Annotated in this window: 22 protein-coding genes; 10 read left to right on the forward strand and 12 right to left on the reverse strand. The window is 65.7% G+C overall.

Features of this window, described 5'->3' with window-relative positions:
- Window positions 1-16: 16 nt before the first annotated feature.
- A complete protein-coding gene (locus FOS14_RS03595) occupies window positions 17-478 on the reverse strand; it encodes an FxsA family protein (RefSeq protein WP_143768875.1) in 462 nt (153 codons plus the stop codon).
- 77 nt (window positions 479-555) lie between these two features.
- Here FOS14_RS03595 and FOS14_RS03600 point away from each other — a divergent pair, with 77 nt between their 5' ends.
- Both FOS14_RS03600 and FOS14_RS03605 read left to right on the forward strand, forming a co-directional pair.
- Window positions 556-2070, forward strand: a complete 1515-nt coding sequence (locus FOS14_RS03600) for a TldD/PmbA family protein (protein ID WP_143768876.1) — start codon at window positions 556-558, stop codon at window positions 2068-2070.
- A gap of 200 nt (window positions 2071-2270) precedes the next feature.
- Window positions 2271-3641: a metallopeptidase TldD-related protein gene (locus FOS14_RS03605; RefSeq protein ID WP_143768877.1), complete on the forward strand. Its 1371-nt coding sequence runs from the start codon at window positions 2271-2273 to the stop codon at window positions 3639-3641.
- 1 nt (window position 3642) lies between these two features.
- On the opposite strand, the gene FOS14_RS03610 is transcribed toward FOS14_RS03605, so the two are convergent.
- Genes FOS14_RS03610 through FOS14_RS03625 form a run of 4 tightly spaced genes read right to left on the reverse strand, consistent with a single transcriptional unit; the run spans window position 3643 to window position 8431 of the window.
- Window positions 3643-4023, reverse strand: coding sequence for a PPOX class F420-dependent oxidoreductase (locus FOS14_RS03610; protein WP_143768878.1), 381 nt, complete (start codon window positions 4021-4023; stop codon window positions 3643-3645).
- A 10-nt stretch (window positions 4024-4033) separates the two neighbouring features.
- Entirely contained in the window at window positions 4034-4513 is a 480-nt protein-coding gene (locus FOS14_RS03615; protein WP_143768976.1) for a nucleoside deaminase, read from the reverse strand.
- A 2-nt stretch (window positions 4514-4515) separates the two neighbouring features.
- Window positions 4516-4854, reverse strand: coding sequence for a YciI family protein (locus FOS14_RS03620; protein ID WP_143768879.1), 339 nt, complete (start codon window positions 4852-4854; stop codon window positions 4516-4518).
- A 28-nt stretch (window positions 4855-4882) separates the two neighbouring features.
- Window positions 4883-8431, reverse strand: coding sequence for a cobaltochelatase subunit CobN (locus tag FOS14_RS03625; RefSeq protein WP_143768880.1), 3549 nt, complete (start codon window positions 8429-8431; stop codon window positions 4883-4885).
- Between the two features lie 24 nt (window positions 8432-8455).
- Between FOS14_RS03625 and cobG the strand changes: the two genes are divergently transcribed.
- The 3 genes from cobG to cobJ all read left to right on the forward strand — a co-directional run bounded on the left by cobG (window position 8456) and on the right by cobJ (window position 11836).
- A complete protein-coding gene (cobG, locus tag FOS14_RS03630) occupies window positions 8456-9574 on the forward strand; it encodes a precorrin-3B synthase (RefSeq protein WP_143768881.1) in 1119 nt (372 codons plus the stop codon).
- Between the two features lie 128 nt (window positions 9575-9702).
- Window positions 9703-10323, forward strand: a complete 621-nt coding sequence (locus FOS14_RS03635) for a precorrin-8X methylmutase (protein ID WP_143768882.1) — start codon at window positions 9703-9705, stop codon at window positions 10321-10323.
- 31 nt (window positions 10324-10354) lie between these two features.
- Window positions 10355-11836, forward strand: coding sequence for a precorrin-3B C(17)-methyltransferase (gene cobJ, locus FOS14_RS03640; RefSeq protein ID WP_370512157.1), 1482 nt, complete (start codon window positions 10355-10357; stop codon window positions 11834-11836).
- On the opposite strand, the gene FOS14_RS03645 is transcribed toward cobJ, so the two are convergent.
- Complete coding sequence (locus FOS14_RS03645; RefSeq protein ID WP_143768884.1) at window positions 11811-12365, reverse strand: TetR/AcrR family transcriptional regulator; 555 nt, start codon at window positions 12363-12365, stop codon at window positions 11811-11813. The genes cobJ and FOS14_RS03645 overlap by 26 nt on opposite strands.
- 84 nt (window positions 12366-12449) lie before the next feature.
- Here FOS14_RS03645 and FOS14_RS03650 point away from each other — a divergent pair, with 84 nt between their 5' ends.
- From FOS14_RS03650 to FOS14_RS03660, 3 genes are read left to right on the forward strand one after another with little or no spacing between them, the layout of a single operon-like run.
- Window positions 12450-13877: an AarF/ABC1/UbiB kinase family protein gene (locus FOS14_RS03650; RefSeq protein ID WP_143768885.1), complete on the forward strand. Its 1428-nt coding sequence runs from the start codon at window positions 12450-12452 to the stop codon at window positions 13875-13877.
- On the forward strand, window positions 13874-14962 hold the full coding sequence (locus FOS14_RS03655; RefSeq protein WP_185981592.1) for a cytochrome P450: 1089 nt from the start codon (window positions 13874-13876) through the stop codon (window positions 14960-14962). The genes FOS14_RS03650 and FOS14_RS03655 overlap by 4 nt, the downstream gene beginning before the upstream one ends.
- Entirely contained in the window at window positions 14959-15876 is a 918-nt protein-coding gene (locus FOS14_RS03660) for an NAD(P)-dependent oxidoreductase (RefSeq protein ID WP_143768887.1), read from the forward strand. Before FOS14_RS03655 ends, FOS14_RS03660 begins: the two co-directional genes overlap by 4 nt.
- On the opposite strand, the gene helR is transcribed toward FOS14_RS03660, so the two are convergent.
- The 5 genes from helR to FOS14_RS03685 form a co-directional block, all read right to left on the reverse strand.
- Window positions 15851-18046 carry an RNA polymerase recycling motor ATPase HelR gene (gene helR / locus FOS14_RS03665; protein ID WP_185981593.1) on the reverse strand — a complete coding sequence of 732 codons (2196 nt, stop codon included), beginning with the start codon at window positions 18044-18046 and terminating at the stop codon, window positions 15851-15853. The genes FOS14_RS03660 and helR overlap by 26 nt on opposite strands.
- Before the next feature lie 113 nt (window positions 18047-18159).
- Entirely contained in the window at window positions 18160-18897 is a 738-nt protein-coding gene (locus tag FOS14_RS03670; protein WP_143768888.1) for a cobalt-precorrin-6A reductase, read from the reverse strand.
- Window positions 18894-19457 carry a hypothetical protein gene (locus FOS14_RS03675; protein WP_143768889.1) on the reverse strand — a complete coding sequence of 188 codons (564 nt, stop codon included), beginning with the start codon at window positions 19455-19457 and terminating at the stop codon, window positions 18894-18896. The genes FOS14_RS03670 and FOS14_RS03675 overlap by 4 nt, the downstream gene beginning before the upstream one ends.
- 121 nt (window positions 19458-19578) lie before the next feature.
- Window positions 19579-20781: a precorrin-6y C5,15-methyltransferase (decarboxylating) subunit CbiE gene (gene cbiE, locus FOS14_RS03680; protein WP_143768890.1), complete on the reverse strand. Its 1203-nt coding sequence runs from the start codon at window positions 20779-20781 to the stop codon at window positions 19579-19581.
- The gene (locus tag FOS14_RS03685; RefSeq protein ID WP_143768891.1) at window positions 20778-21539 is read right to left on the reverse strand and encodes an SDR family NAD(P)-dependent oxidoreductase; all 762 of its coding nucleotides are present in this window, start codon (window positions 21537-21539) and stop codon (window positions 20778-20780) included. Before FOS14_RS03685 ends, cbiE begins: the two co-directional genes overlap by 4 nt.
- A gap of 31 nt (window positions 21540-21570) precedes the next feature.
- Between FOS14_RS03685 and FOS14_RS03690 the strand changes: the two genes are divergently transcribed.
- On the forward strand, window positions 21571-21975 hold the full coding sequence (locus FOS14_RS03690) for a pyridoxamine 5'-phosphate oxidase family protein (protein WP_143768892.1): 405 nt from the start codon (window positions 21571-21573) through the stop codon (window positions 21973-21975).
- 59 nt (window positions 21976-22034) lie between these two features.
- The gene (locus FOS14_RS24600) at window positions 22035-22898 is read left to right on the forward strand and encodes a DUF4352 domain-containing protein (RefSeq protein WP_185981596.1); all 864 of its coding nucleotides are present in this window, start codon (window positions 22035-22037) and stop codon (window positions 22896-22898) included.
- Here the strand turns inward: FOS14_RS24600 and FOS14_RS03700 are convergent.
- Window positions 22885-23313 carry an MmcQ/YjbR family DNA-binding protein gene (locus FOS14_RS03700; protein ID WP_185981597.1) on the reverse strand — a complete coding sequence of 143 codons (429 nt, stop codon included), beginning with the start codon at window positions 23311-23313 and terminating at the stop codon, window positions 22885-22887. The two genes, FOS14_RS24600 and FOS14_RS03700, sit on opposite strands and share 14 nt — an antisense overlap.
- Window positions 23314-23315 lie beyond the last annotated feature (2 nt).

The following is a 23315-nucleotide window of genomic DNA, read 5'->3' on the forward strand; positions in this document are numbered from 1 at the left end:
CAGGTGAGTCTGCCGGTTAGCGATCGGTGACCGGTCGCCAGGTGGAGGAAATCACCTCGCCCTCGATGACCTCGCCGGGTTCATCGACGTACACCCGGGTGCTGCGTCGCTGCACTGGTGCGCCGAGCTGGCGGGCGCTGAACCTGGCGACGACCGGCCGCACGAGCGCCCGAGTGGGCGGCAGCAGCAGGAGCAGACCAGCCACCGAGGTCACGATTCCCGGCACGAACATCAGCACCGCTCCCCCGGCCACCAGCGCGCCGTCGGCGAGCGTGCTGCTTTTGGGGCGTCGTTGGCCGTTTAGTGTGCCGCGCATGGCCTCCATCACATGGCGCCACTGCGACTTGACTAGGGCGGATCCGAGCAGCGAACCCGCAAGGACGGCGAGCACTGCCCACCCCCAGCCGACGGCGTGTGCGACGGCGAACAGCGCGACCGCCTCGACGACCACGTACAGGACGAACAGCGGGGCGAGCATGGGAATCCTTCCGGTGTAGCTACCTGGTCAACGACGAGCCGGCAGCAAAAGTGCCCGGACCCGCTAGCGTGTCGGTCGTGGCCTCTCTCGCAACCGTGGATGCCGAGTTCGTCGCGTTGCCGCTGCACGCTCTCGCGGACGCGGCGCTGTCGACCGCGCGTGCCGCCGGCGCAGAGCACGCCGATCTGCGCGTGCACCGCCTGCTCACCGAGTCGATCCGGTTGCGCGACGGCAAGGTGCAAGCGATCACCGACTCCAGCACGCTCGGGTTCGCTGTTCGCGTCTTGGTGGATGGCACGTGGGGTTTCGCCTCACACGCCGAACTGTCGCCGAACACCGCCGCTGAAACGGCCCGGACCGCGGTTTTCGTTGCGACCCGACTGCGTCGGCTGAACCGGGAACGGGTCCAACCCGCCGACGAGCCTGTCTACCCGAATGCCCAGTGGGTCTCGACGTACGAGATCGATCCGTTCACTGTGCCGACGGTTGACAAGGTGGATCTGCTCGCGACCTACAGCGACCGGCTGCTGGCCGCCGACGGTGTCGACCATGTGACCGCACATGTGCTGACCGTCAAGGAGCAGACCTTCTACGCCGACCTGGCGGGCTCGTCGATCGTTCAGCAGCGGGTGCGGCTGCATCCGCAACTCGAGGCGGTCACGGTCGACCAGGAGGCCGGTGAATTCGAAACCATGCGCACGCTGGCACCGCCGGTGGGACGCGGCTGGGAGTATGTCGCCGACGACGCGGTGTGGGATTGGGGCGGTGAACTCGAGCGGATCCCGCACTGGCTGGCGGAAAAGGTGCTGGCGCCGACGGTTACCGCCGGTGCGACCGATCTGGTGATCGACCCGACGAATCTGTGGCTGACGATTCACGAGTCGATCGGCCACGCGACGGAATACGACCGGGCGATTGGTTACGAATCAGCCTATGCGGGAACCTCTTTCGCAACGCCGGACAAGCTCGGTACGTTGCAATACGGGACCGCGATCATGAACGTCACCGCCGACCGAACCGAACCATACGGGTTGGCCAGCGTCGGCTACGACGATGAGGGCGTCGCGAGCCAGCGGTGGGACCTGGTGCGTGACGGCGTGCTGGTCGGCTATCAACTCGACCGCGAGTTCGCGCCGCGGCTGGGTCTGGCCCGCTCGAACGGCTGCTCCTATGCGGATTCGCCGCACCACGTGCCGATTCAGCGAATGGCGAACGTCTCGCTCCAGCCGGGCAGCGACGAACTGAGCACCGCGGATCTGATTGCCCAGGTGGACAACGGGATCTACATCGTCGGCGACAAGAGTTGGTCTATTGACATGCAGCGCTACAACTTTCAGTTTACCGGTCAGCGGTTCTTCCGGATCCGCAACGGCCGCCTCGATGGCCAGCTTCGCGATGTTGCCTACCAGGCCACCACCACGGATTTCTGGGGCTCGATGACCGCCATCGGCGGGCGGGAGACGTGGCGGCTCGGCGGCGCATTCAATTGCGGCAAAGCGCAACCCGGTCAGGTGGCGGCGGTCAGTCACGGGTGTCCGTCGGCGCTGTTTCGGGGTGTGAATGTGTTGAATGCGCGGGAGGAGGCGAGATGAGCGAGCATCGAGCGCTCATCGGAGCCGACCGGGTGTGGGTGTCCCGCAAGGCACAGGAGGCGAGATGAGCGAGAATCGAGCGCTCATCGGAGCCGACCGGGTGCGGGTGTCCCGCAAGGCACAGGAGGCGAGATGAGCGAGAATCGAGCGCTCATCGGAGCCGACCGGGTGCGGGTGTCCCGCAAGGCACAGGAGGCGAGATGATTTCTCCTCAGGAACTCACTGAGTACGCTCTGAAAACCTCGCGGGCCGACGAGACGATCGTGATGGTCACCGACAGCAGCGAAGCATCGCTGCGGTGGGCGGGCAATTCGATGACCACCAATGGCGTTTCGACTTCGCGCCGATGGACGGTTGTGGCGATCGTGCACGACCGGGACACCAGCCGGGTCGGGACCATGACCTCGACCAGCGTGGACGTCGACGATATCGAGGCGATGGTTCGGGCAGCCGAGACGGCGGCCGCGGACGCCCGCCCTGCCGAGGACGCGATGCCGCTGATTGTCGGTGACGCCGAAGCCAACTGGGGAAACCCTGCAGCGCACACGGACATCGAGGTTTTCGCGGAAGTGGCGCGGGCTTTGGAAGCCGGTTTCGATGGCTCGGACAAACTCTATGGATTCGCTCACCACCAGCTTGACTCGCTGTGGTTGGCCACTTCGACGGGGATTCGCCGCCACCATGTGCAACCAACTGGGTCGGTGGAAGTCAATGGCAAACGTGATTTCGGTAGTCATGTGGGCAGCGCGTGGGTCGGGGCAGCCACGCGCGACTTCCGCGACGTACGTGTCGATGATTTATTGGCCCAGTTGGCTACTCGACTGGACTGGTCGGCTCACACCGTGGACCTGCCCGCGGGCAAGTACGAGACGCTGCTCCCGCCGTCGGCGGTTGCAGACTTGCTGATCTATCTGGCGTGGACCATGGAGGGGCGGGGCGCGCAGGAAGGGCACACGGCACTGTCGCGGCCTGGCGGGACGCGGGTGGGTGAGCGGCTCACCGATGTGCCGTTGACCTTGTGCTCCGACCCGGCGGCGCCGGAGTTGGAATTCACGCCCTTCGTTGCGACGGCGGCGTCGACCGACGCGGTGTCGGTGTTCGACAATGGGATGCCGATCGAGCGGGTGGACTGGATTCGTGACGGCGTGATCAATGCCTTGGCTTATCCGCGTGCCGCCGCAGCGGAATTCGACGCGCCCGTGGCGGTCCCCGGCGACAACTTGGTGTTGACGGGCGGTTCGGATGCGTCACTGGAAGACATGGTCACGCATACCGAGCGCGGGCTGGTTTTGACGACCCTGTGGTACATCCGTGAGGTCGATCCGGCGACGCTGCTGCTGACCGGTCTCACCCGGGACGGTGTTTATCTTGTCGAAGACGGACGAATCAGTGCTGCGGTCAACAACTTCCGCTTCAACGAGAGTCCGCTCGATTTGTTACGACGAGTCACCGAGGCGGGCGTGACCACTCGAACATTACCGCGGGAGTGGAAAGACTGGTTCACGCGCACGGCCATGCCACCGTTGCGAATTCCCGACTTCCACATGTCGTCGGTGAGCCAGGCAACCTAGTTCACGCAGCGACGATCTCGATGCCTACGGTGCCCGATTTGCCGCGCCGAAGAATGCTGCCCTGCACGGTCAGCCAGCCCAGGATGCCGTATTTCTTGCGGAGCAGGTCGCGTACGCGGTCGGTGCCCTGCCCGTCCAAAATCGTCGCCGAGCCGTCGATGGCCTCGCCGGACGGTGTGCCGCGCATATCGCACGCGGCGACCGTCACCTTCGGGTTTCGCTTGATTCGCTTGACCTTCCAGGAATCTGTTGGCGTCCAGACGTACAGGCGTTCACCGTCGCGGGCACCCCACAGCGGTGTGCCGACGGGCGTGCCGTCCTTTTTGAAGGTGGTCAGCAGGACGTACTTGGCGTCACCGGCCGCGCCGAAGGGGTTCGTCATGGACGCCACCCTAGTGGCCCGTCCGGAAGCGCACATGTAGTGCGTGGATGTCCTCGACGAGTTCGGGCACCGGGCCGAACACCGCGGCAGACGGAACGACCTCGTTGATGGCCAGGGCCCGCACCGGTGCGGCGGGCACTCCCAGGGCGGTGAGCCATTCGGTGAGTTGCGTCGCCGAGGCAACGTAGACGATGCGCCCTAGCCGCACCCAGCCGTGTGCGGCCGCGCACATCGGGCAATGCTCGCCGGAGGTGTAGACCGTGCAGTCGAGACGTTCCTCGGGCGTGAGATTCTCCGCGGCCCAGCGGGCCAGGGCGAATTCGGGATGGCGGGTGTGGTCGCCGCCGCCTACCCGATTGCGGTCTTCGGCTAGCACCTCGCCGTCGGCCGAGACGAGCACGGACCCGAAGGGCTCGTCGCCGGCGTTAAGAGCTTCCTCGGCCAGTTCGATGCAGCGGCGCAGGTGTCGGAGGTCGTTGGCGTCAACCATGATCACTGCGGAAGCGCGTCGCCGGGAAAGCTGCGGGTGCCGACCAACTCGTAGGTGAATATCCCCGCCTGCACGCCCGGATCACCGTCCATGATCTGCCGGGCCTCGTCGATATCAGCGTCAAGGATGCCCACCCCTGACCAGATCTCGTGGTCGCGGATCGGGCAGACAATGACCAACTTGCCCTCCTCGCGCAGCGCGAAATTGCGCCGACCATGCTCCCAGATGATCTTTTGTGCCTCCGGATCCATGATTGCGGCCGTTTTCTTCAGCAAGACGACGGTGTACGGCCGCGTCTTGCCCATCATTTCCCGCATGAACTCGTCGGTGATGGTCATCATTCAGGCATAGCACAAAACGGGCACGGTGCTACTCGAGCTCGCCCTCGGTTTCCAGGTACACCTGCCGCAGTGCATTGAGGAGGTCCGGATCCGGTTCCTGCCACATGTCCCGCTCGACCGCCTCGAGCAACCGCTCGGCGATGCCGTGCAGTGCCCACGGATTGGACTGGTTCATGAATGCGCGGTTCTGTTCATCCAGAACATAACTCTCGGTGAGCTTCTCATACATCCAGTCGGCCACCACGTTGGTTGTGGCGTCGTAACCGAACAGGTAGTCGACTGTCGCGGCCATTTCGAACGCGCCCTTGTAGCCGTGTCGGCGCATGGCTTCGAGCCAGCGCGGATTGACCACCCGAGACCGAAACACTCGCGCGGTTTCCTCGGAAAGCGTTCGGGTGCGCACGGATTCGGGCCGGGTGCTGTCGCCGATATAGGCCTCGGGGTCGTTGCCGGTGAGCGCGCGCACGGTCGCGACCATGCCACCGTGGTACTGAAAGTAGTCGTCGGAGTCGGCGATGTCGTGTTCGCGGGTGTCGGTGTTCTTGGCGGCCACCGCAATTCGGCGGTAGGCGGTGCGCATGTCGTCGGCTGCCGGTGCGCCGTCGAGTCCGCGGCCGTACGCGTAACCGCCCCACGTGGTGTAAACCTGCGCGAGATCGTCGTCGCTGCGCCAACTCTTCGAATCGATCAACTGCAGCAACCCGGCGCCGTAGGTGCCCGGCTTGGAGCCGAAGATGCGGGTAGTGGCGCGGCGCTCGTCGCCGTGGGCGTCCAGATCTGCCTGGGCGTGGGCGCGGATGTAGTTGCGCTCGGCAGGCTCGTCCAGCGCCGCCACCAACCGGACCGCGTCGTCCAGCATCGCCAAGACATGTGGAAAGGCATCCCGGAAGAAGCCGCTGATCCGCACCGTCACGTCGATCCGCGGCCTGCCGAGTTCGTCGAGATCGATCACTTCCAGCGACACCACACGGCGACTGGCCTCGTCCCATGCCGGTCGAACCCCAAGCAGGGCAAGCACTTCAGCGATATCGTCACCCGAGGTGCGCATCGCGGAGGTCCCCCACACGGACAACCCGACCGACCGCGGGTACTCGCCGTGATCGGTGCAGTACCGCTGCAGCAGCGAGTCGGCCATTGCTTGGCCGGTTTCCCATGCCAGTCGCGACGGAATGGCCTTGGGGTCGACGGAGTAGAAGTTGCGGCCGGTCGGTAGGACGTTGACCAGCCCGCGCAGCGGCGACCCGCTGGGGCCGGCTGGAATGTAGCCGCCGTCGAGAGCATGCAGCACCCGCTGAATCTCCAGGCTGGTCCGGCGCAGTCTCGGCACGACCTCGGTCGCCGCAAATTTCAGCACTTCCGCGACGTGCGGGTCGCCGACCGGTATGGCTTGCGGATCCCAGTCCGCAGCAGCGAGTTTGGCGACAAGCTCACGCGCGCGAGCTTCGATTTCGTCGACGCGCTCGCGGGCGGCGTCGTCGGCCAGGCCCAGCGCGTCCCGCAGCCCCGGCAATGCTGATGCGCCGCCCCAGATTTGGCGGGCACGAAGCATGGCCAGCACGAGGTCGATCTCGGCCTCGCCCTCCGGTGCTGCCCCGAGGATATGCAGGCCGTCGCGGATCTGCACATCCTTGATTTCGCACAGCCAGCCGTCGACGTGCAGCAGCACGTCGTCGAAGCTGTCCTCGTCGGGCTGCTCGGTGAGGCCGAGGTCGTGGTCCATCTTCGCCGCGCGCAGCAGGGTCCAGATCTGTTGGCGGATGGCGGGTAGCTTGGCTGGGTCGAGCGCGGCGATATTTTGGTGCTCGTCGAGGAGCTGTTCCAATCGGGCGATGTCGCCGTAGCTTTCGGCGCGGGCCATCGGCGGGATCAGGTGGTCGACCAGTGTGGCGTGTGCCCGCCGCTTGGCCTGGCTGCCCTCCCCCGGGTCGTTGACCAGGAACGGGTAGATCAGCGGCAGATCACCCAGCGCCGCATCGGTCGCGCACGCCGCGGACATGCCGACGGTCTTTCCGGGCAGCCATTCCAGGTTGCCGTGCTTGCCCAGGTGAATCATCGCGTCGGCGCCGAACTCGTCGGCCAGCCAGCGGTAGGCGGCCAGGTAGTGGTGACTCGGCGGCAGATCCGGATCGTGGTAGATCGCCACCGGGTTCTCCCCGAAACCGCGCGGCGGCTGCACCATGATCGCGAGGTTGCCGAACTGCAAAGCGGCAATGACGATTTCACCGTCGCGGTCGCGGGAGCGGTCGACGAACAACTCGCCCGGCGGCGGACCCCAATGCTCGACGATTGCGTCTTTGAGCTCGGCGGGCAGCGTGTCGAACCACGCGCGGTACCTGGCGGCGGAGACCCGAATCGGATTGGCTTCCAACTGGTCCGACGTGAGCCAATCGGGGTCCTGGCCGCCCGCGGCGATGAGTGCGTGGATCAGTGCGTCGCCGTCGCCGGCGTCGAGGCCTGGAATCGGTTCCGCACCGAAGTCGTAACCTGCCAAACGCATTTCCTCCAGCAGGCGGATCGCGCTGCGGGGCGTGTCGAGGCCCACCGCATTACCGATCCGGGCATGCTTGGTGGGATAGGCCGACAGCATCAACGCGACCTTCTTGTCTGCGGCCGGGATGTGGCGCAGCCGAGCGTGTTTGACGGCGATGCCTGCCACGCGCGCAGCGCGCTCGGCGTCGGGCTCGTACCGGGACAGGCCGTCCGCGTCGAATTCCTTGAACGAGAACGGGACAGTGATGATGCGCCCGTCGAACTCGGGCACCGCGACTTGGGTGGCGACGTCGAGGGGCGACAACCCGTCGTCGTTGCCGACCCAGGTGGCGCGCCCGCTGGTTAGGCACAGGGCCTGCAGGATCGGCACGTCGAGTTCGGCCAGCGCACCGATGTCCCAGGCGCCGTCATCGCCCCCGGCTGACGCGGTGGCCGGGGTGGTGCCACCGGCCGCCAGCACGGTCACGACCAGCGCATCGGCTGCTCGCAAGGCCTCGAACAGGTCCGGCGGGGCGGCCCGCAGGGATGCACAGAAGATCGGCAGCGCCCGGGCGCCGGCGGCCTCGATGGCCTGACACAACGTCTCGACGTAGGCGGTGTTTCCGGCCAAGTGCTGGGCACGGTAGTAGAGGACGGCCACCGTCGGGCCTGTCGCCGGCGAGGTTCGCGGCAGCGGCCCCCAGATGGGTGTCCGTGCCGGTGGTGCGAACCCGTGGCCGGTCAGCAGGATCGTGTCGGAAAGGAAGTTGTGCAATTCGCGCAGGTTTTCGGGGCCACCCTCGGCCAGGTAGTTGTGCGCGTCGGCCGCGACGCCGACCGGAACTGACGAGCACTCCATCAGCTCGGCGTCGGGAGCAAGTTCACCACCGACGGCCACCAGCGGAACGCCGCTAGCGCGCAGCGCGTCCAGACCTTCTTCCCACGCGCGTCGTCCGCCGAGGATCCGGACGACCACGATGTCGGCGTCGCGAAGCAGGTCCGGCAGTTCATCGGGAATGAGCCGCGACGGGTTGGCCCAGCGGTAGTCCGCGCCGCTGGCGCGCGCGCTGAGCAGGTCGGTGTCCGACGTCGACAGCAACAGAATCACGCCGCAAACCCTATCTTGGGAGTTATGTCCAGAAACCGGCCGGACGCCTGCCCCTCGACGCTGCAGTTGCATGACGCAGCCGACGGGCCGCTGGCGCGCATCCGCCTGCCCGGCGGCCGGCTCAGCCCCGCACAACTGGAAGCCCTCGCCCTGGCCGCCGCCGACGTGGCGAGCGGCTCGCTCGAGTTGACCAGCCGCGGCAACGTGCAGTTGCGCGCGGTGACCGATGCCGACGAGCTGCGAACGCGGCTCAGCGACGTCGGCTTGCTGCCGTCGAGCACCCATGAGCGAGTACGCAACATCGTCGCCTCGCCGCTCTCGGGCCGGGTCGGCGGAGTCGGCGACATCGAGTCGCTCATCGGCGGCCTCGATGCTGCGCTGCAGGCCGAACCCGTCCTCGCAGACCTGCCGGGCCGGGTGCTGTTTTCGCTGGACGACGGGCGCGGTGACGTGAGCGGGCTCGGCGCCGACATCGGGCTGCACGCGGTCGCGCCCGACGATTTCGCCTTGGTGCTCGCGGGCGTGGACTCCGGGGCGCGGGTTTCGCGTGCGGATGCTGTTGACGTGATGGCACATGCGGCAAAGGAATTCGTTGCACTGCGGGACACCGAATGGCGTCTGCGCGAGATCGAAAATGGCGCGCAAAGCGTTTTGGCGGCGTTGTGTCGTGAGCCCACGGATACGCCGATCGAATTCAGTCCGGCTATGCCGCCTGTCGGCTGGATCGATCAGGATGATGGCGGTGTAACTCTCGGTGCCGCAGTCAAATTCGGCTCGCTGGATGCGCGTACCGCCCAGTTTCTGGCGGCAGTCGAGCGACCGGTCGTCTTCACGCCTTGGCGCACTGTCGTGCTGAGCGATCTCGACGAATGGACGGCCGAACAAGTGGTCCGGGTGCTCGCTCCGATGGGTCTGATCTTCGACGCCGACTCACCGTGGCTGACGGTGTCTGCATGTGCCGGCCGGCCGGGGTGCGCCAAGGCGCTCGCCGACGTGCGCGCCGATGCGACCGCCGCCGTGGAGAACGGCGAACTGCCGGTGATCGGGCGTCAGCACTGGGCTGGCTGTGAGCGCCGCTGCGGCAGGCCGGGCGGGGAGGCCGTGGATGTGGTTTCCACCGGGGATGGGTATCGGATCACTTGATACCTGTGCACTGAGCGTCCATTGTTGGCCGTTGCCACGCGTGATCACGCGCGTGCCGCGCCATTCCTGGACACACAGTGCACGCGCCCGAGAAATCTCGGCGAGCACTGAGCCCTTATCGTGAACCCATGCTCGACTACCTGCGCGACGGTGCCGAAATCTATCGGCAGTCGTTCGCGACGATCCGCGCCGAGGCCGATCTGGCCGGATTGCCCGCCGATGTCGAGCGTGTCGCCGTACGGATGATCCACGCCTGCGGTGACGTGGGGATCGCTGCCGACGTCGCCTACACCCCTGGTGCGGTCGCTGCGGCTCGAGCGGCCCTGCATAGCGGCGCGCCGATTCTCTGTGATGCCCAGATGGTGGCCTCCGGGATTACCCGCAAGCGGCTGCCCTGCGACAACGACGTCGTGTGCCTGTTGAGTGATGCGCGCACGCCGGTCATCGCCGAGCAACTCGGCACCACTCGCTCCGCCGCCGCGGTCGAGTTGTGGCGGGACCGCCTCGGCGGCGCTGTCGTCGCGATCGGTAATGCGCCCACAGCGCTGTTTCACCTGCTGGACATGATTGCGCACGGCGCGCCTCGTCCAGCCGCGATTGTCGGTGGACCGGTCGGCTTCATCGGCGCCGCGGAATCGAAGGAAGCAGTCATCGCCACCGACCTCGACTACGTGCTGTTGCGCGGTCGACGGGGCGGCAGCGCGATCACCGCCGCAGCCGTCAATGCTATTGCGAGCGAACAAGAGTGAGCGAGCCGATGAGCACAGCGAGCGATCAAGAGTGAGCAGCCACGGCAAGCTCTGGGGCATCGGGCTGGGTCCCGGTGATCCGGAACTGGTGACGGTGAAGGCCGCGCGGATCATCGGCGAGGCGGACGTGGTGGCCTTTCACAGTGCCCGCCACGGTCGCAGCATTTCCCGGTCCATCGCCGCGCCGTACATGCGGCCGGGCCAGATCGAGGAGCACCTCGTCTATCCGGTGACGACCGAAACCACCGACCACCCTGGCGGATACGACGGCGCGATCGAGGAGTTCTACGTCGAATCCGCGGCGAAGCTCGCGCGACACCTCGAAGCTGGTCACAGCGTCGCCCTGCTGGCCGCCGGGGACCCGCTCTTCTACAGCTCCTACATGCACATGCACAAGCGGCTGGCCGACCGGTTCGACACCGAGGTGATCCCCGGCGTGACCTCCGTCAGCGCGGCCAGCGCGGCGCTGGGTGTGCCGCTGGTCGAAGGTGAGCAGGTACTGACGGTGCTGCCCGCAACGATGGGCGAAGAGGAGTTGGCCCGGCGGTTGGGTAAGACCGACGCTGCGGCCATCATGAAGCTCGGGCGCAGCTACCCCTCGGTCGTCAACGCCTTGAAGCGCGCCGGACGGCTCGACGACGCCCACTACGTCGAACGGGCCAGCACCTCGCGGCAGCGGGTATTGCCAGCCACCGACGCGGCCGCCGAGGACGTGCCGTACTTCTCGATCGTGCTGGTTCCCGGACTCGCGCGCGTTCCTGTGCAGCAGCGAGGCGAGGTGGTGGTCGTCGGTCTCGGACCCGGTGATGAAGCTTGGACCACTCCGGAGGTTCGCACTGCGCTCGCCGCTGCCACCGACCTGGTGGGTTACGGGCCGTACCTCGACCGGGTCGCTGTCCGCCCCGGCCAGCGCCGGCATGCCAGCGACAACCGCGTGGAGGCCGAACGAGCCGCGCACGCATTGAGTTTGGCGCAGAGTGGGGCGCGCGTCGCGGTGGTGTCTTCGGGTGACCCCGGTGTGTTCGCAATGGCCGCCGCCGTGTTGGAGGTTGCGGCACAAGCAGAATGGCGCGACGTGCCGGTGCGGGTACTGCCGGGCATGACCGCCGCCAACGCCGTGGCCAGTCGGGTCGGCGCACCGCTCGGGCACGACTACGCGGTTATCTCGCTGTCGGATCGGTTGAAGCCGTGGGATGTTGTCGCCGAGCGGCTTTCGGCGGCGGCTGCAGCTGATATGGCGATCGCCATTTACAACCCGGCATCGCGGAGCAGAACCTGGCAAGTCGGCGCCATGCGCGACATCCTGCTCGAGCACCGCGCGCCAGACACGCCCGTGGTGCTCGGCCGGGATGTGGGCGGGCCGACCGAGCGGGTCCGGGTCAGCACCCTCGGCGAATTCGATCCAGCCGAGGTGGACATGCGCACGCTGTTGATCATCGGCTCGTCACAAACCCAGGTGATCGAGAACAACGGCAGCCCAGCTGTTTTCACGCCCCGGCGATATCCTGAATAGTCCGTTCCATCATGTGCACCCAAGTGCGCACGAAGGCTTCGTCGGTAACGTCGGTGGCACTGAGCAGGTGCAGGCTTTGCAGTAGCCGGTTCGACAGCAGGGCGCCCAGCCCGACCGTCGACACCTCGAGCGAGCGTTCGGCCGGAACGCCCTGGGTCTCGAGCCAGGTGGCGAAGCCCGCGAAGGTCGAGCGGATGAGCTGGTCCACCGCATCGTTGACGAGCTCCGGGTGGGTGCGCGCCTCGGTCGCGAGGACGCGCAGTAGATCCTGTTCGCGGGTCATCTCCCGCAAGGCGTAGCGCGCGAGCAGCGTCAGCTCGACGCGCAGATCACCGAGCCCCGTGAGCAATTCGCGGATGTCCCGCAGCGCCGCGAGGCGGTCGAGGTGGCGCGCGATGCCGGCCCGTAGTAGGGCGTCCTTGGTGCGGAAATGGTGGTAGATCCCACCGGCGCCCGGCGTCAGCCCAGCGGCGGCCTCGATCTGGGTGATGCTGGTGCCGCGAAAGCCCTTCTCGCTGAACAGCTGCATGGCCGCATCGAGAATGCGATCGCGGGTAGGGCTTGACGTCACCACGTGACTAAGTGAACACTTAGGTCAAGTAAGCGTCAAGGTATGCCGCCCGATTATCTGGGGGTCCGCATGGACGAGCACGTAATGCACAAGGGCCGGGTGCGGCGGGCAGCGCCGTTGGTGGGGCTGGCCGGAAGGACCGCGGGCGAGGCGGTGGTGGCATCGCTGGGCAGGCGCGTCCGTGGCCAGCGCGGTTCGACGGCGGAATTCCATGAACGAACCGCGCAACGCTACGCCGAGCGACTCGGCCGCTCCAAGGGCGTGCTGATGAAGGCCGGTCAGATTCTCTCTTTCACGTCGATCGCGCCCATGCTCGGCGAGGAAAATGCGACGATCTGGCAGAGCGCACTGGCCCGGTTGCAGGATGATGCGCCGCCGATGCCGGCTGAGCTTGCTGTCGAGGTGGTCACCCGGGAGCTGGGTCAGCCGCCGGAGAAGGCGTTCAAGACATTCGACCCGGTTCCGATGGCCGCCGCGTCCATCGGTCAAGTGCACGCGGCCACCACGGCCGACGGCGAAGACGTGGTGGTCAAAGTTCAGTACCCAGGAGTGGACGAGGCCATTCGTGCGGACCTGCGCAATACCGAATTGCTGGTGACCTTCTTCGAATTAATGCGTGGCGTTCTACCCGACATGAACCGAATCGATGCCCGCGCGGCGGCCGCAGAGGTGACCGCGCGCATCGGTGAGGAGATCGACTACGTCGTCGAGGCGCGCAACCAGCAGGCGTTCGCCGACGCTTACCGCGGTCACCCGGCCATCAGGATTCCCGACGTCATGCCGGAGCTGTCCACGTCGCGGGTTCTGACGATGACGCGTGCTGATGGCCTGCGCTACGCCGACGCGGTGCACGCGTCGCAGGAACTGCACGACGCGTGGGGTGAGGTGATCCAGCGGTTCGCGCTGGGCAGCATTCGTCGCTTCGGGATGTTTCACGCCGACCCCCACCCCGGCAACTACCTGTTCCACGACGACGGCACCGTGACCTTCCTCGACTTCGGTTGCGTGAAGTCGTTCACGCGTGCGCAGGTGCTCCGGATCAAGCGCCTGCTCAACGTGGTTGTCGCGGGTGATGCCGATGCGGCCATGGAGGCGTTCTTCGACATCGGCATCTTCGATCCAGCCGCTCCGCCGGACCGGGGTGCGGCGCTGCGCTGGTATCGCAACTCGCTGGAGCCGCTCGTCGCGCCGCAGCCCTACACCTACACCCCGGAGTTCGCGGCGCGCGTGGTGCGCGACGAGATGTCGCCACTCGGACCGTTCGGGGAGGTAGTGCGCAGCGCTGCCATCGATCCGGCGTATGTGATGCTCACCCGCATCAACCTCGGCGTCACCTCTGTGCTCGGCGGCCTGCGCTCGACCGGCCCGTGGGAGGCCATGCGCAAGGAATGGGACGCCGGCGGTCGACCGGCGACTCCGCTCGGCGTGGCGGAGGCCGACTTTCTGGCGTCTCGCGGGATTGCGCAATGACTGCCGCGACGACGGCGCCCGTACGGTGGAACGACGACATTTCCGCCTTCGAAATCACTGGCCACGCCGAGGCGTCGCACATTCTGCGCGGCACCGGCTGGAGCAGCGACCCGCGTCGCAATCCGCTTATCTCGCACGACTTTGCGGCGCTGTCCCCCGCCACGGTGCTGTTCATGGACCCACCCGACCACACCCGGCTGCGTCGGCTGATCAGCCCCGCGTTTACGCCGCGCGCCATCGAGGCGTTGCGTCCGCGGGTGCGGGCCATCGTTGCAGCCGCGCTCGACGGCCTCGATGCCGAGCCGGACTTACTGGCCGAGTTCGCCTATCTGGTTCCCCTTGCGGTGATTGCCGAGTTGCTCGATGTCGGTGCGGACGGCGCGGAACTGTTGCAAGCCGAAACACCAGCGCTGGCCAGGCTTCTCGAGATCGACGTCAGCGCTGCCGAGGTCGCGGCGGCGGCCGAGGCGGGTCTGGAGGTGACGTTGTTTCTGACGCCGCTGATTGCGCAGCGCCGTCAGCATCCGGGTGACGACTTCATCAGCGCGCTGCTGCGTGAGCCCGAGATAACCCTCGATGAGGTGCTGGCCACCACCATGCTGCTGCTCGCAGCCGGACACGAAACAACGGCGAATGTGATCGCCAACGGCGCGCTGGCACTGCTGCAATCCCCCGATCAGGTGCCGCAGCTCATCGCCGACCCGATCCGTGGCATCGAGGAGATCCTGCGCCTCTGCGGCCCTGTGAAATTGGTTGGGCGCACGGCCATCGGAGCGCACGAGGTGGGCGGCCAACTGATAGATGACGGCCAAGCTGCGCTGATACGAATCCCGGACACCAACCGCGACCCGCGGGTATATCAGCGACCCGGAGCCTTCGAACTTGCCCGCAAGCCCGCTCCCAACTTGGCTTTCGGCGCTGGCGCCCATTACTGTCTCGGTGCGGCGCTGGCCAGACTCGAAGCCGCGGAGGCGCTTTCGGCATTATTCACCCGATACCGCCATATGCGCTTGCTGAGCGAGCCTCGTTGGCGTGAATCCACCACATTTGCCGCCCTGCTCGAACTACCCGTGGAGTTGGCATGAAGATATTTGTCACTGGCGCAACCGGTGCGCTTGGCGGTCACGTAGTGCCGGCGTTGATAGCCGCGGGGCATGAAGTCACCGCGGTGGCCCGGTCCGCCGAAAAGGCCGGTCGACTCGCCGCCGCGGGAGCATTCCCGTGCGAGGTGTCGCTGTTCGATGCCGACGCACTCGCCACGGCTTTTGCCGGCCACGACGCGGTACTCAACGTGGCGACCGCGATTCCGTCGACTTGGCGGTTTGCATTCGCTCGCTCGTGGCGGGACAACGCTCGGATCCGCACCGAAGGCTCGACCGCGGTCGTGGGCGCCGCCATCGCGGCGGGCGTGCCTCGGCTCGTGCAGGAGTCGATCGCGATGACGTATCCCGACCGCGGGGATCAATGGATCGACGAATCCGTGCCGCCCGACATCTTTCCGATCGTCACCTCCTCTCCCGTCGCCGAGGGAAATGTGCAGCGCTTCAACGCGTCTGACGGTACTGGCGTGGTGTTGCGGTTCGGGTTGTTTTATGGGCCGGGCTCGGTGCAGTCGCGCCAGATGCTGGCGTTGGCTCGGCTGCACTTCGGCGTGCTGCTCGGCCGAGCCGACGGGTACTTTTCCTCGATCCATCTCGAGGATGCCGCATCGGCCGTGATCGCCGCGCTCGACGCCCCGGCCGGTGTCTACAACGTGGTCGACGATGAGCCACTGACCAAGCGCGACTATGCGGATGCCATTTCGGCTGCGGTGGGCAAGCGGGCGTGGGTGCGGGCACCGGGTCGACTGTCGCTGCTCGCTGGCGCGAACATGTCGTCGGTCAATCGCTCACTGCGCGTGTCGAATCGCCGCTTCCGCGATGCGACAGGGTGGGCGCCGCGGTACCGAAGTGTCCGGGAGGGCTGGGCTGCCACTAGGTCGTCTCAACAAGCCCGCTGAGCGCCCGTGGCAACGGCCCTGTGTGCAGGACGCCGAGGCGTTGGGTGGCGCGGGTGAGCGCAACGTAGAGTTCGGCCGCGCCGCGTGGACCCTCGGCGAGAATCCGTTCGGGCTCGACCACCAGCACCGCGTCGAATTCCAGGCCCTTGGTGTGCGAGGCAGGCACCGCACCCGGCACTTCGGGCGGCCCAATTACCACGCTGGTGCCTTCCCGCGCTGATTCGACTTTCATGAATTTCTCTACGGCAGTGGGCATTTCCGTATCGGTGACGTGCTTGGACCATGGTTGCACGCCGCAGGAACGCACGGACTCGGGTGGTTCGACACCCGGCGCGAACTCCGCTAGCAGTGCGGCGGCGACACTCATGATTTCGGCCGGAGTCCGGTAGTTCATCGACAACGATCGGTAGATCCAGCGGCCGGGAACGTAGGGTTCCAAGATCGCGTCCCACGCTGTCGCGCCCGCTGCTGATCGGCGCTGCGCGAGATCGCCCACCACTGTGAAGGATCGGCTTGGGCAGCGCCGCATCAGCACCCGCCAGTCCATTTCGGAAAGTTCCTGCGCCTCGTCGACCACGACGTGCCGGTAGGTCCAGTCGCGGTCCGCGGCGGCGCGTTCGGCGAGTTCACGGGTGTCGCGTTCGACGAAGCGTTCCGCCAGGTCCTCGGCATCCAACAGCTCGTCGGCGAAAAGTCGCAGGCCGTCGTCTTCCATGTGGTCCTTGCGACTGACCAGGCTGTCCAGGACGGCCGACGCGTACTCGGTCGCGGCCTGACGTTCGCGCGCAGCGGCATCGTCGACGCGCTTGTCTGTGCCGAGCAGGTCAACAAGTTCGTCGAGTAGCGGCACGTCCGAAATCGTCCACGCCGCACTGTTCTCGCGGAACAGTGCCCCATCGGCGCCGGCTAAGCGTAACCGCCCGGGCGACGAAAAAGGTTCGGCCAACACCGTTTCGGGCGTCAAGATCGGCCACAGTGTGTCCAGCGCGGCGGTGAACGCGTCATCGCCAGCAAGCTCTTCAAGCAGACTTGCCCGCATTTCCTCCCATGCCTCGCGGTCCTGCCGGTTCAGCCAGCCACGGCCGATCCGGCCGATCGCGCGATCGGTGAGGACGTAGGTGACGATCTCGCGAAACACCGACCGAGCCTCGTTGTGCGGCAGTCCACTGGCGCGTGCCTCATCCCTTGCCCACTCCGCAATGTCGGCGTCGATTCGTAATGCCACACCTGCGAGCGTGATTGGAATCGGCTGGTCGGGAAGACGTTGGTAGTCAGCCACGGCAGCGGCCAATACGTCCAAGATCTGCAGTGAACCCTTGAGCCCAGCGACTTCGGGGGCGTCCTCGGCCGTCACATGGAGCCCCGGCAGAAAGTCGCCCGGAGTCATGAACACGACATTGGTCTCGCCGAGTGACGGCAACACATGACTGATGTGGTTGATGAACGCCGGATTCGGCCCGACGACGAGCACTCCGTGCCGCTCCATTTGCTCGCGGTGGGTGTAGAGCAGGTACGCAACACGATGCAGCGCCACCACGGTCTTGCCGGTCCCGGGCCCACCCTCGATCACGAGTACCCCGGAATGATCGAGCCGGATGATTTCGTCCTGTTCGGCCTGAATTGTCGCGACGATGTCGCGCATCCCCTCCCCGCGCGGCGCGTTGATCGCGGCGAGCAGCGCTGAATCACCGCGCTCGTCGCTCTCGAAACCGTCCGGACGACCGAGGATCTCGTCGGTGAAGTCGACCACTTCACGCCCGCGGGTGTGAAACTGACGGCGCCGATGCATATTCTCCGGCCTGACGGCGGTGGCGACATAGAACGGCCGCGCGGCCGGCGCCCGCCAGTCGAGCAGCAACGGTTCGAACTCGCGCTCCTCGTCGAACAGGCCGATCCGGCCGATGTACAGCCGCTCCCCCGACACAGCGTCCAAACGTCCGAAACACAGGCAATTGTCAGCGACGTCGAGTCGCCTCGCCTCTTTGGTCAGCGTGCGCACCTCGACGTCGCGGGCCACAAGCGTCTCGCCATCTCGCACGCCGTCGGTCCGTCGCAACGCCTCGCCGTACCGACTCTTCACTCGCGCACGCTCCGCGTCGAGTTGCTCGTAAAGCTTGGCGACGTAACTCTGCTCGGACCGCAATTCGGTTCGGTACACCTGAGTCGACACACACCCTCATTTCCGCAGGATCTCGGACTAGAGCAGCGATTGTGCGCCATGACCCGGGTCTTGCGGCAAGCCCCCGGTCGCGATATATGTTGAAGTGGGAGGAAAGAAGTGCGCTAGCGTTCGAGCGCCAGGCCCCGCAACCATGACGCCGCGTCGGCGGCACTTTCTGCGACCGGAACATGCTCTGGTACCGGCGGTCGACGAATCATCACGACCGGCAGTCGAAGTTCGCGGGCGGCAACGAGTTTCGCTTCCGTCAGAGCTCCCCCACTGTTCTTGCTCACCACTGCATCGACGCGATGCGCCTGCATCAACTCGAGTTCGCCGTCAACCGTGAAAGGGCCACGACTCGAAAGCAATTCGTGCTGAGGGGGCAGCGGGCCATCGGGGGCGTCGATCGACCGGATCAGGAACCAGACGTTGTCCACAGCGGCGAAATTGCCGACGCCCTGTCTGCCGATTGTCAGCAGCACCCGCCGAAATCGACGAACAGCCGCCGCGGCCTCCGCAAGCGAGTCGACCTCGATCCAGTCGTCGCCTTCACCTGGTCGCCATTGTGGACGGCGTAGCAACAGCAGTGGTCGATCACCGGCCGCGGCAATGATATTCGCCGTAATCCGCTCTGCAAACGGATGTGTGGCATCGACAACCGCGTCGATTGAGTTGACGCGCAACCAGTCTCGCAAGCCTTCGGTCCCACCGAAGCCGCCGACCCGAACTGCGCCGAGCGGCAGGACCGGATCACGGACACGACCGGCGAGCGAGGACACGATGTCGAATCCTCGCTCGCCGGAGAGGATCTCGGCTAGCTCACGGCCTTCGCGGGTGCCGCCGAGAATGAGAACCTTCAGGGCTGACCGGTGAAGAAGGCGGTGCCTGCGTCGATCAGTGGCTGCCCACCGGCCACCAACAAGCCGATCACGGCACCGACGGCGGCACCCTCCGGAACAGCCAAGAACAGCGGGATACCGATCAGGGCACCAATGATCGCACCGATGCCGGCACCGGGTGCGGCCCGCTGCAGTTCGTTGATGAAGCGCTGCTGCGAACTCAGCGGTTGGTCGACGTTTTTGATCACCCCGCTCGGGATAAGGGTCAGGGTGTGTCCGTCGGTGGAAATGGACGACATCGTTGCCACCGACTTACCGTCGACACCCTTGGCCACGTTGTGAAACTCGAAAGTCGTCGGAAAGCTCTCGATAACCCGGCCGGAGCCATCAGAAACGGTGATCGCTTTGCCATCGGGCGTCAGCGCGAATGCACCGTTGGTGAGAGTTGTCGCGACGGCCCCCGTCTTCGTGAGCGCGGCACGGTAGTCGACGGCGTGATCGGCTCCGCGCACTGCAGGATCGGCCACCGCTGGCGCCGCATTTGCCGTCCCAGCGGTAACCGCGACAGCTGCGATTGCCATGACAGCTGTAGCGGTCAGTCGTTTCACGTTCACCCAAGCGTCCTTCCGGATATTTAGCGCTGCGAGCAAGATCACAGCAAGGTCTCGAAGACGATAGCGGATGATTACGACGATCCCGCCGTCAACGCGGCTTATCCGCAACCCACTGCGTCACCGGCAACTGCGGGCGCCACGCGGTGAAACCCCCGAGCGCCTCCACCCGCGAAACTTGCAGCTTCCGCAGCGTCCCGCCGTACTCATTCGCCCACGCGATGACCTGCGACTCCGTCTCGATGGTCACCGCGTTGATCACCAACCGGCCGCCTGGGCGGAGTCTGGTCCAGCACGCGTCGAACAGGCCCGGTTGTGTCACTCCGCCGCCGAGGAAGATCACGTCGGGAACTGGTAGGTCATCGAAAGCCGCTGGCGCCGAGCCGTGGATTTCAACTCCGGGCACGCCAAGGGCGAGGGCGTTGCGCCGGATCCGGTCAGCCCGCTCGGCAGTCCGCTCGAAGATGATCGCGCGACAGCGTGGATGCGTTCGGCACCATTCGATTCCGATGCTTCCGGTCCCCCCGCCTACGTCCCAGAGCAGTTCACCCGGTGCCGGAGCCAGCGCTGTCAGTGTCAGCGCGCGGACCTCCTGTTTGGTCAATTGGCCGTCGGTTTCGAAGGCGGCGTCGACAAGACCTGGGATTCGCGTGCGGCGCGGCCTGGTGTCGCCACGACAGATCACCGCAACGATGTTGAGCGGATCACCCGGCGCGTGCGGCCAAGCCGCTGCCTCGCCGTCGAAACGGCGTTCCAACGGGCCGCCGAGCTGCTCGAGCACATGCAGCGTCGAGCCACCGAAGCCGTTGTCTGCCAGTAGTTTCGCGACCGCGGTCGGCGTGCTGGCGTCATTGCTGAGCACCAGTAACCGGGCGCCGTCAACCACGTCGGGTAGCAACGTCTGCGCCGGCCGATTGACCAGAGATACGACAGGGGTATCCGCGAGCGGCCAGCCAAGTCTCGCGCAGGCGAGCGAGGCCGACGACGGTTGCGGCAGCACGCGTAACCGATCGATGCCGAGCAGACGAGCCAGCGTCACACCAATGCCGTGAAACATCGGGTCGCCGCTCGCGAGCACGCACACCCGCTTGTCGGCGAGATCGTCGAACAACCCCGGCAACGCGGGTAGCAGCGGCGAGGGCCACCGCACCCGTTCGGCGCTGCAAGCAGGGATCAAATCCAGCTGACGGCCGGAACCGATCAGCACGTCGGCGTCTGCGATCGCCGCCCGGGTTGCGTCGGTGAGACCGGACCAGCCATCCGCCCCGATGCCGACGACGTGGATGGGTATCACCGCGGCAGCCTCCGCCAAATCGGCTGGGGCAGTAGACGCATACCGAAAAACACGGGCCGAAGCAGATTCGGCACCCACACCGGACCAGACCGGCGCCGCAGCCCGTTTACTACGGCGTCGGCAACTTGGTTGGGAGTGCTCGAAAACGGCGCCGGCTTCATGCCGTCGGTCATGGTGCCGATGACGAACCCGGGCCGGACGAGTAGCAGATGAACGCCGGTGCCATGCAACGAATCTGCAAGCCCACACGCGAAGCCGTCGAGACCGGCCTTGGCGGAGCCATAGACATAGTTCGCGCGTCGAACCCGCACTCCAGCAACGGAACTGAACACGACGATGTGGCCGTCACCCTGAGTGCGCATGAGGGTCGCCAAATCCGTAAGCACGGAGACCTGTGCGACATAGTCGGTCTGGATCACCTGCAGCGCATGCGCCGACTCCCGCTCCGCCCGCTGCTGGTCGCCCAGTATCCCGAACACCAACACCGCGATTCCGATCGGTCCGTGGTCACGCACCACCGATGCCAGTACGGTGGCGTGCGAATGGACGTCGTCGGCGTCGAATTCGATCGCGTGGACTGCGGCAGCGCCCGCGGCGTGGAGTCTGTCGCGCTGTGGTTGCAGGTCGGAACTGTTGCGGGCGGCCAGCACGACCGTTCGTCCTGCAGCGACGCGCTCGGCCACGGCTTGGCCGATCTCACTGCGGCCGCCGAGGATCAGGACGGTTCCGGGCGCCAACTGCTTGGTTCGCGTTGCCACGGTGATCAGTGTGCTGGACTACCTTCGACGTATGTCGAGTGACCCCCAACCAATCGTTCTCAGCCAGGCTGCACTCGAGTTCGTCACCGACCGGCATTTGGCCACGCTGACCACCCTGCGACAGGACGGCACGCCGCATGTGGTGGCGGTCGGTTTTACCTGGGACGCCGAGAGATGCCGGGTGCGCATCATCACCGACGGTGCCTCGCACAAGGCGCGCAATGTAGAGCGGCACGGTTACGCCGCGGTCAGTCAAGTGGATGGCGTCCGGTGGATCACGCTGGAAGGACCGGCGCGCGTACTTCGCGACCGCGACTCGGTGCATGACGCCGTGCAGCGCTACGCCGCGCGGTATCGGCAGCCACGTCACAATCCGACGCGTGTAGTCATCGAGATCGACGTGCAGCGGGTGATGTGTTCGAGTGTGTTGCGTTAGGTCCGCTTTCCGCTTGGACGACTAAGAGCCATTACCAAAGGTTATGTAAAGTCATACCCATGGTTCATCAATCTCCACCGCCCTACGGTGGTCAATTCCCGCCGCCGCCTGGATTTTCGCAACCGCCTCCGGCGAACTGGACTCCTCCCCCGAACTATCGAAACGGGTTCGGCATTACCGCGCTCGTCCTTGCAATTATTGGTCTCGTCTTTGGGCTCGTTCCGTTGACAGGATTCATTGCGCTAATTCTGGGCCTACTCGCAATTCTCTTCGGGGTGCTTGGGTTTGGCAGAGTGAGGCGGGGGATCGCGAGTAATCGCGTAATGAGCGGCTTCGGTATCGGAATTGGCGCGGTCGCAACCGCACTCGGTGTATGGGGCATGACAATCTTCTTCAACGCGGTAGATGACATCAGTCACGCGTTTGACGATGTGGGGTCGCCCGCAGCGTCGTTAGCACCATCGGTGGAGGCGGAAGAACATGGACCCGGCAGCCGCGAACGGCCACTTCACATAGGAGATGCTGCGACACTGCCTGACTGGACCGTAGTCGTAAACAGCGTCAACCGCGACGCCCAGCGCGAGGTTCTAAGCGAGAACCAGTTCAATGATCCACCGAGCTCCGGCTCCGCCTATGTCATGGCGAATGTGACAACGACGTACAAGGGGCCCAAGACTGGAAACGTTCAATGGGATCTAGATTTCAAGGTTCTCGGATCGGCTGGCAACACGTTCGACAGTTCCAATCACGGGTGCGGGGTCGTACCAGACGCGCTCGGCAGCAATGGAGAGCTATACCCGGGTGCTAGTGCGACGGGAAACATTTGCGTCGAAGTGCCACAAGCGCAACTCGACCGCGCACTTTGGGTGATCTCGAAGTCGCTCTCCTTGCACAAGACCGCGGTTTTCGTCACAGTTGGTTAGCGCGGCTAGATCCGCTTTCCAGCCACGCCTTCTGCCGCGTCGGTGAGGCGCGGGACAGCCAGGCATCTTCGATGATCTCGGCGAGCTCTTGCCGGGACAGTTCACCGATGCGACTGGCGCGCAGCAGGACTGATGGATGCCCGTTGAAATGCGGCGTCGTGAAAAACGGCGACGAGGGGTCCTGCACCAGCGCCTGCTTGTCCGACTCCGACGGCACCCAGAAGATGATCACGTCTGTGTAGCGCTCCCCTGTCTCCGGGTCGAATGCGTCCGGGCGCGGAGTGCGGAAGAAGACGAACGACTTTCGACCGACCTGGTAGATAGGATTGCCGCTCGGACCCGTCTCTACGGTCACGTGTGGCATCGCCAGGGCTAGCTCGTGGACGTCTTCGACGCGCGCCTTCCTGCGACCCATCT

The sequence above is a fragment of the Skermania sp. ID1734 genome (assembly GCF_007489285.1).
Classification (GTDB): Bacteria; Actinomycetota; Actinomycetes; order Mycobacteriales; family Mycobacteriaceae; genus ID1734.

Excerpts from the sequence above, each read along its gene's own strand:
- FOS14_RS03595 (WP_143768875.1), bottom strand. The coding sequence starts at position 478 with ATGCTCGCCCCGCTGTTCGTCCTGTACGTGGTCGTCGAGGCGGTCGCG.
- FOS14_RS03605 (WP_143768877.1), top strand. The coding sequence starts at position 2,271 with ATGATTTCTCCTCAGGAACTCACTGAGTACGCTCTGAAAACCTCGCGG.
- FOS14_RS03610 (WP_143768878.1), bottom strand. The coding sequence starts at position 4,023 with ATGACGAACCCCTTCGGCGCGGCCGGTGACGCCAAGTACGTCCTGCTG.
- FOS14_RS03615 (WP_143768976.1), bottom strand. The coding sequence starts at position 4,513 with ATGGTTGACGCCAACGACCTCCGACACCTGCGCCGCTGCATCGAACTG.
- FOS14_RS03620 (WP_143768879.1), bottom strand. The coding sequence starts at position 4,854 with ATGATGACCATCACCGACGAGTTCATGCGGGAAATGATGGGCAAGACG.
- cobG (WP_143768881.1), top strand. The coding sequence starts at position 8,456 with ATGTCCAGAAACCGGCCGGACGCCTGCCCCTCGACGCTGCAGTTGCAT.
- FOS14_RS03635 (WP_143768882.1), top strand. The coding sequence starts at position 9,703 with ATGCTCGACTACCTGCGCGACGGTGCCGAAATCTATCGGCAGTCGTTC.
- FOS14_RS03645 (WP_143768884.1), bottom strand. The coding sequence starts at position 12,365 with ATGCAGCTGTTCAGCGAGAAGGGCTTTCGCGGCACCAGCATCACCCAG.
- FOS14_RS03650 (WP_143768885.1), top strand. The coding sequence starts at position 12,450 with ATGCCGCCCGATTATCTGGGGGTCCGCATGGACGAGCACGTAATGCAC.
- FOS14_RS03655 (WP_185981592.1), top strand. The coding sequence starts at position 13,874 with ATGACTGCCGCGACGACGGCGCCCGTACGGTGGAACGACGACATTTCC.
- FOS14_RS03660 (WP_143768887.1), top strand. The coding sequence starts at position 14,959 with ATGAAGATATTTGTCACTGGCGCAACCGGTGCGCTTGGCGGTCACGTA.
- FOS14_RS03675 (WP_143768889.1), bottom strand. The coding sequence starts at position 19,457 with ATGGCAATCGCAGCTGTCGCGGTTACCGCTGGGACGGCAAATGCGGCG.
- FOS14_RS03690 (WP_143768892.1), top strand. The coding sequence starts at position 21,571 with ATGTCGAGTGACCCCCAACCAATCGTTCTCAGCCAGGCTGCACTCGAG.
- FOS14_RS24600 (WP_185981596.1), top strand. The coding sequence starts at position 22,035 with ATGGTTCATCAATCTCCACCGCCCTACGGTGGTCAATTCCCGCCGCCG.
- FOS14_RS03700 (WP_185981597.1), bottom strand. The coding sequence starts at position 23,313 with ATGGGTCGCAGGAAGGCGCGCGTCGAAGACGTCCACGAGCTAGCCCTG.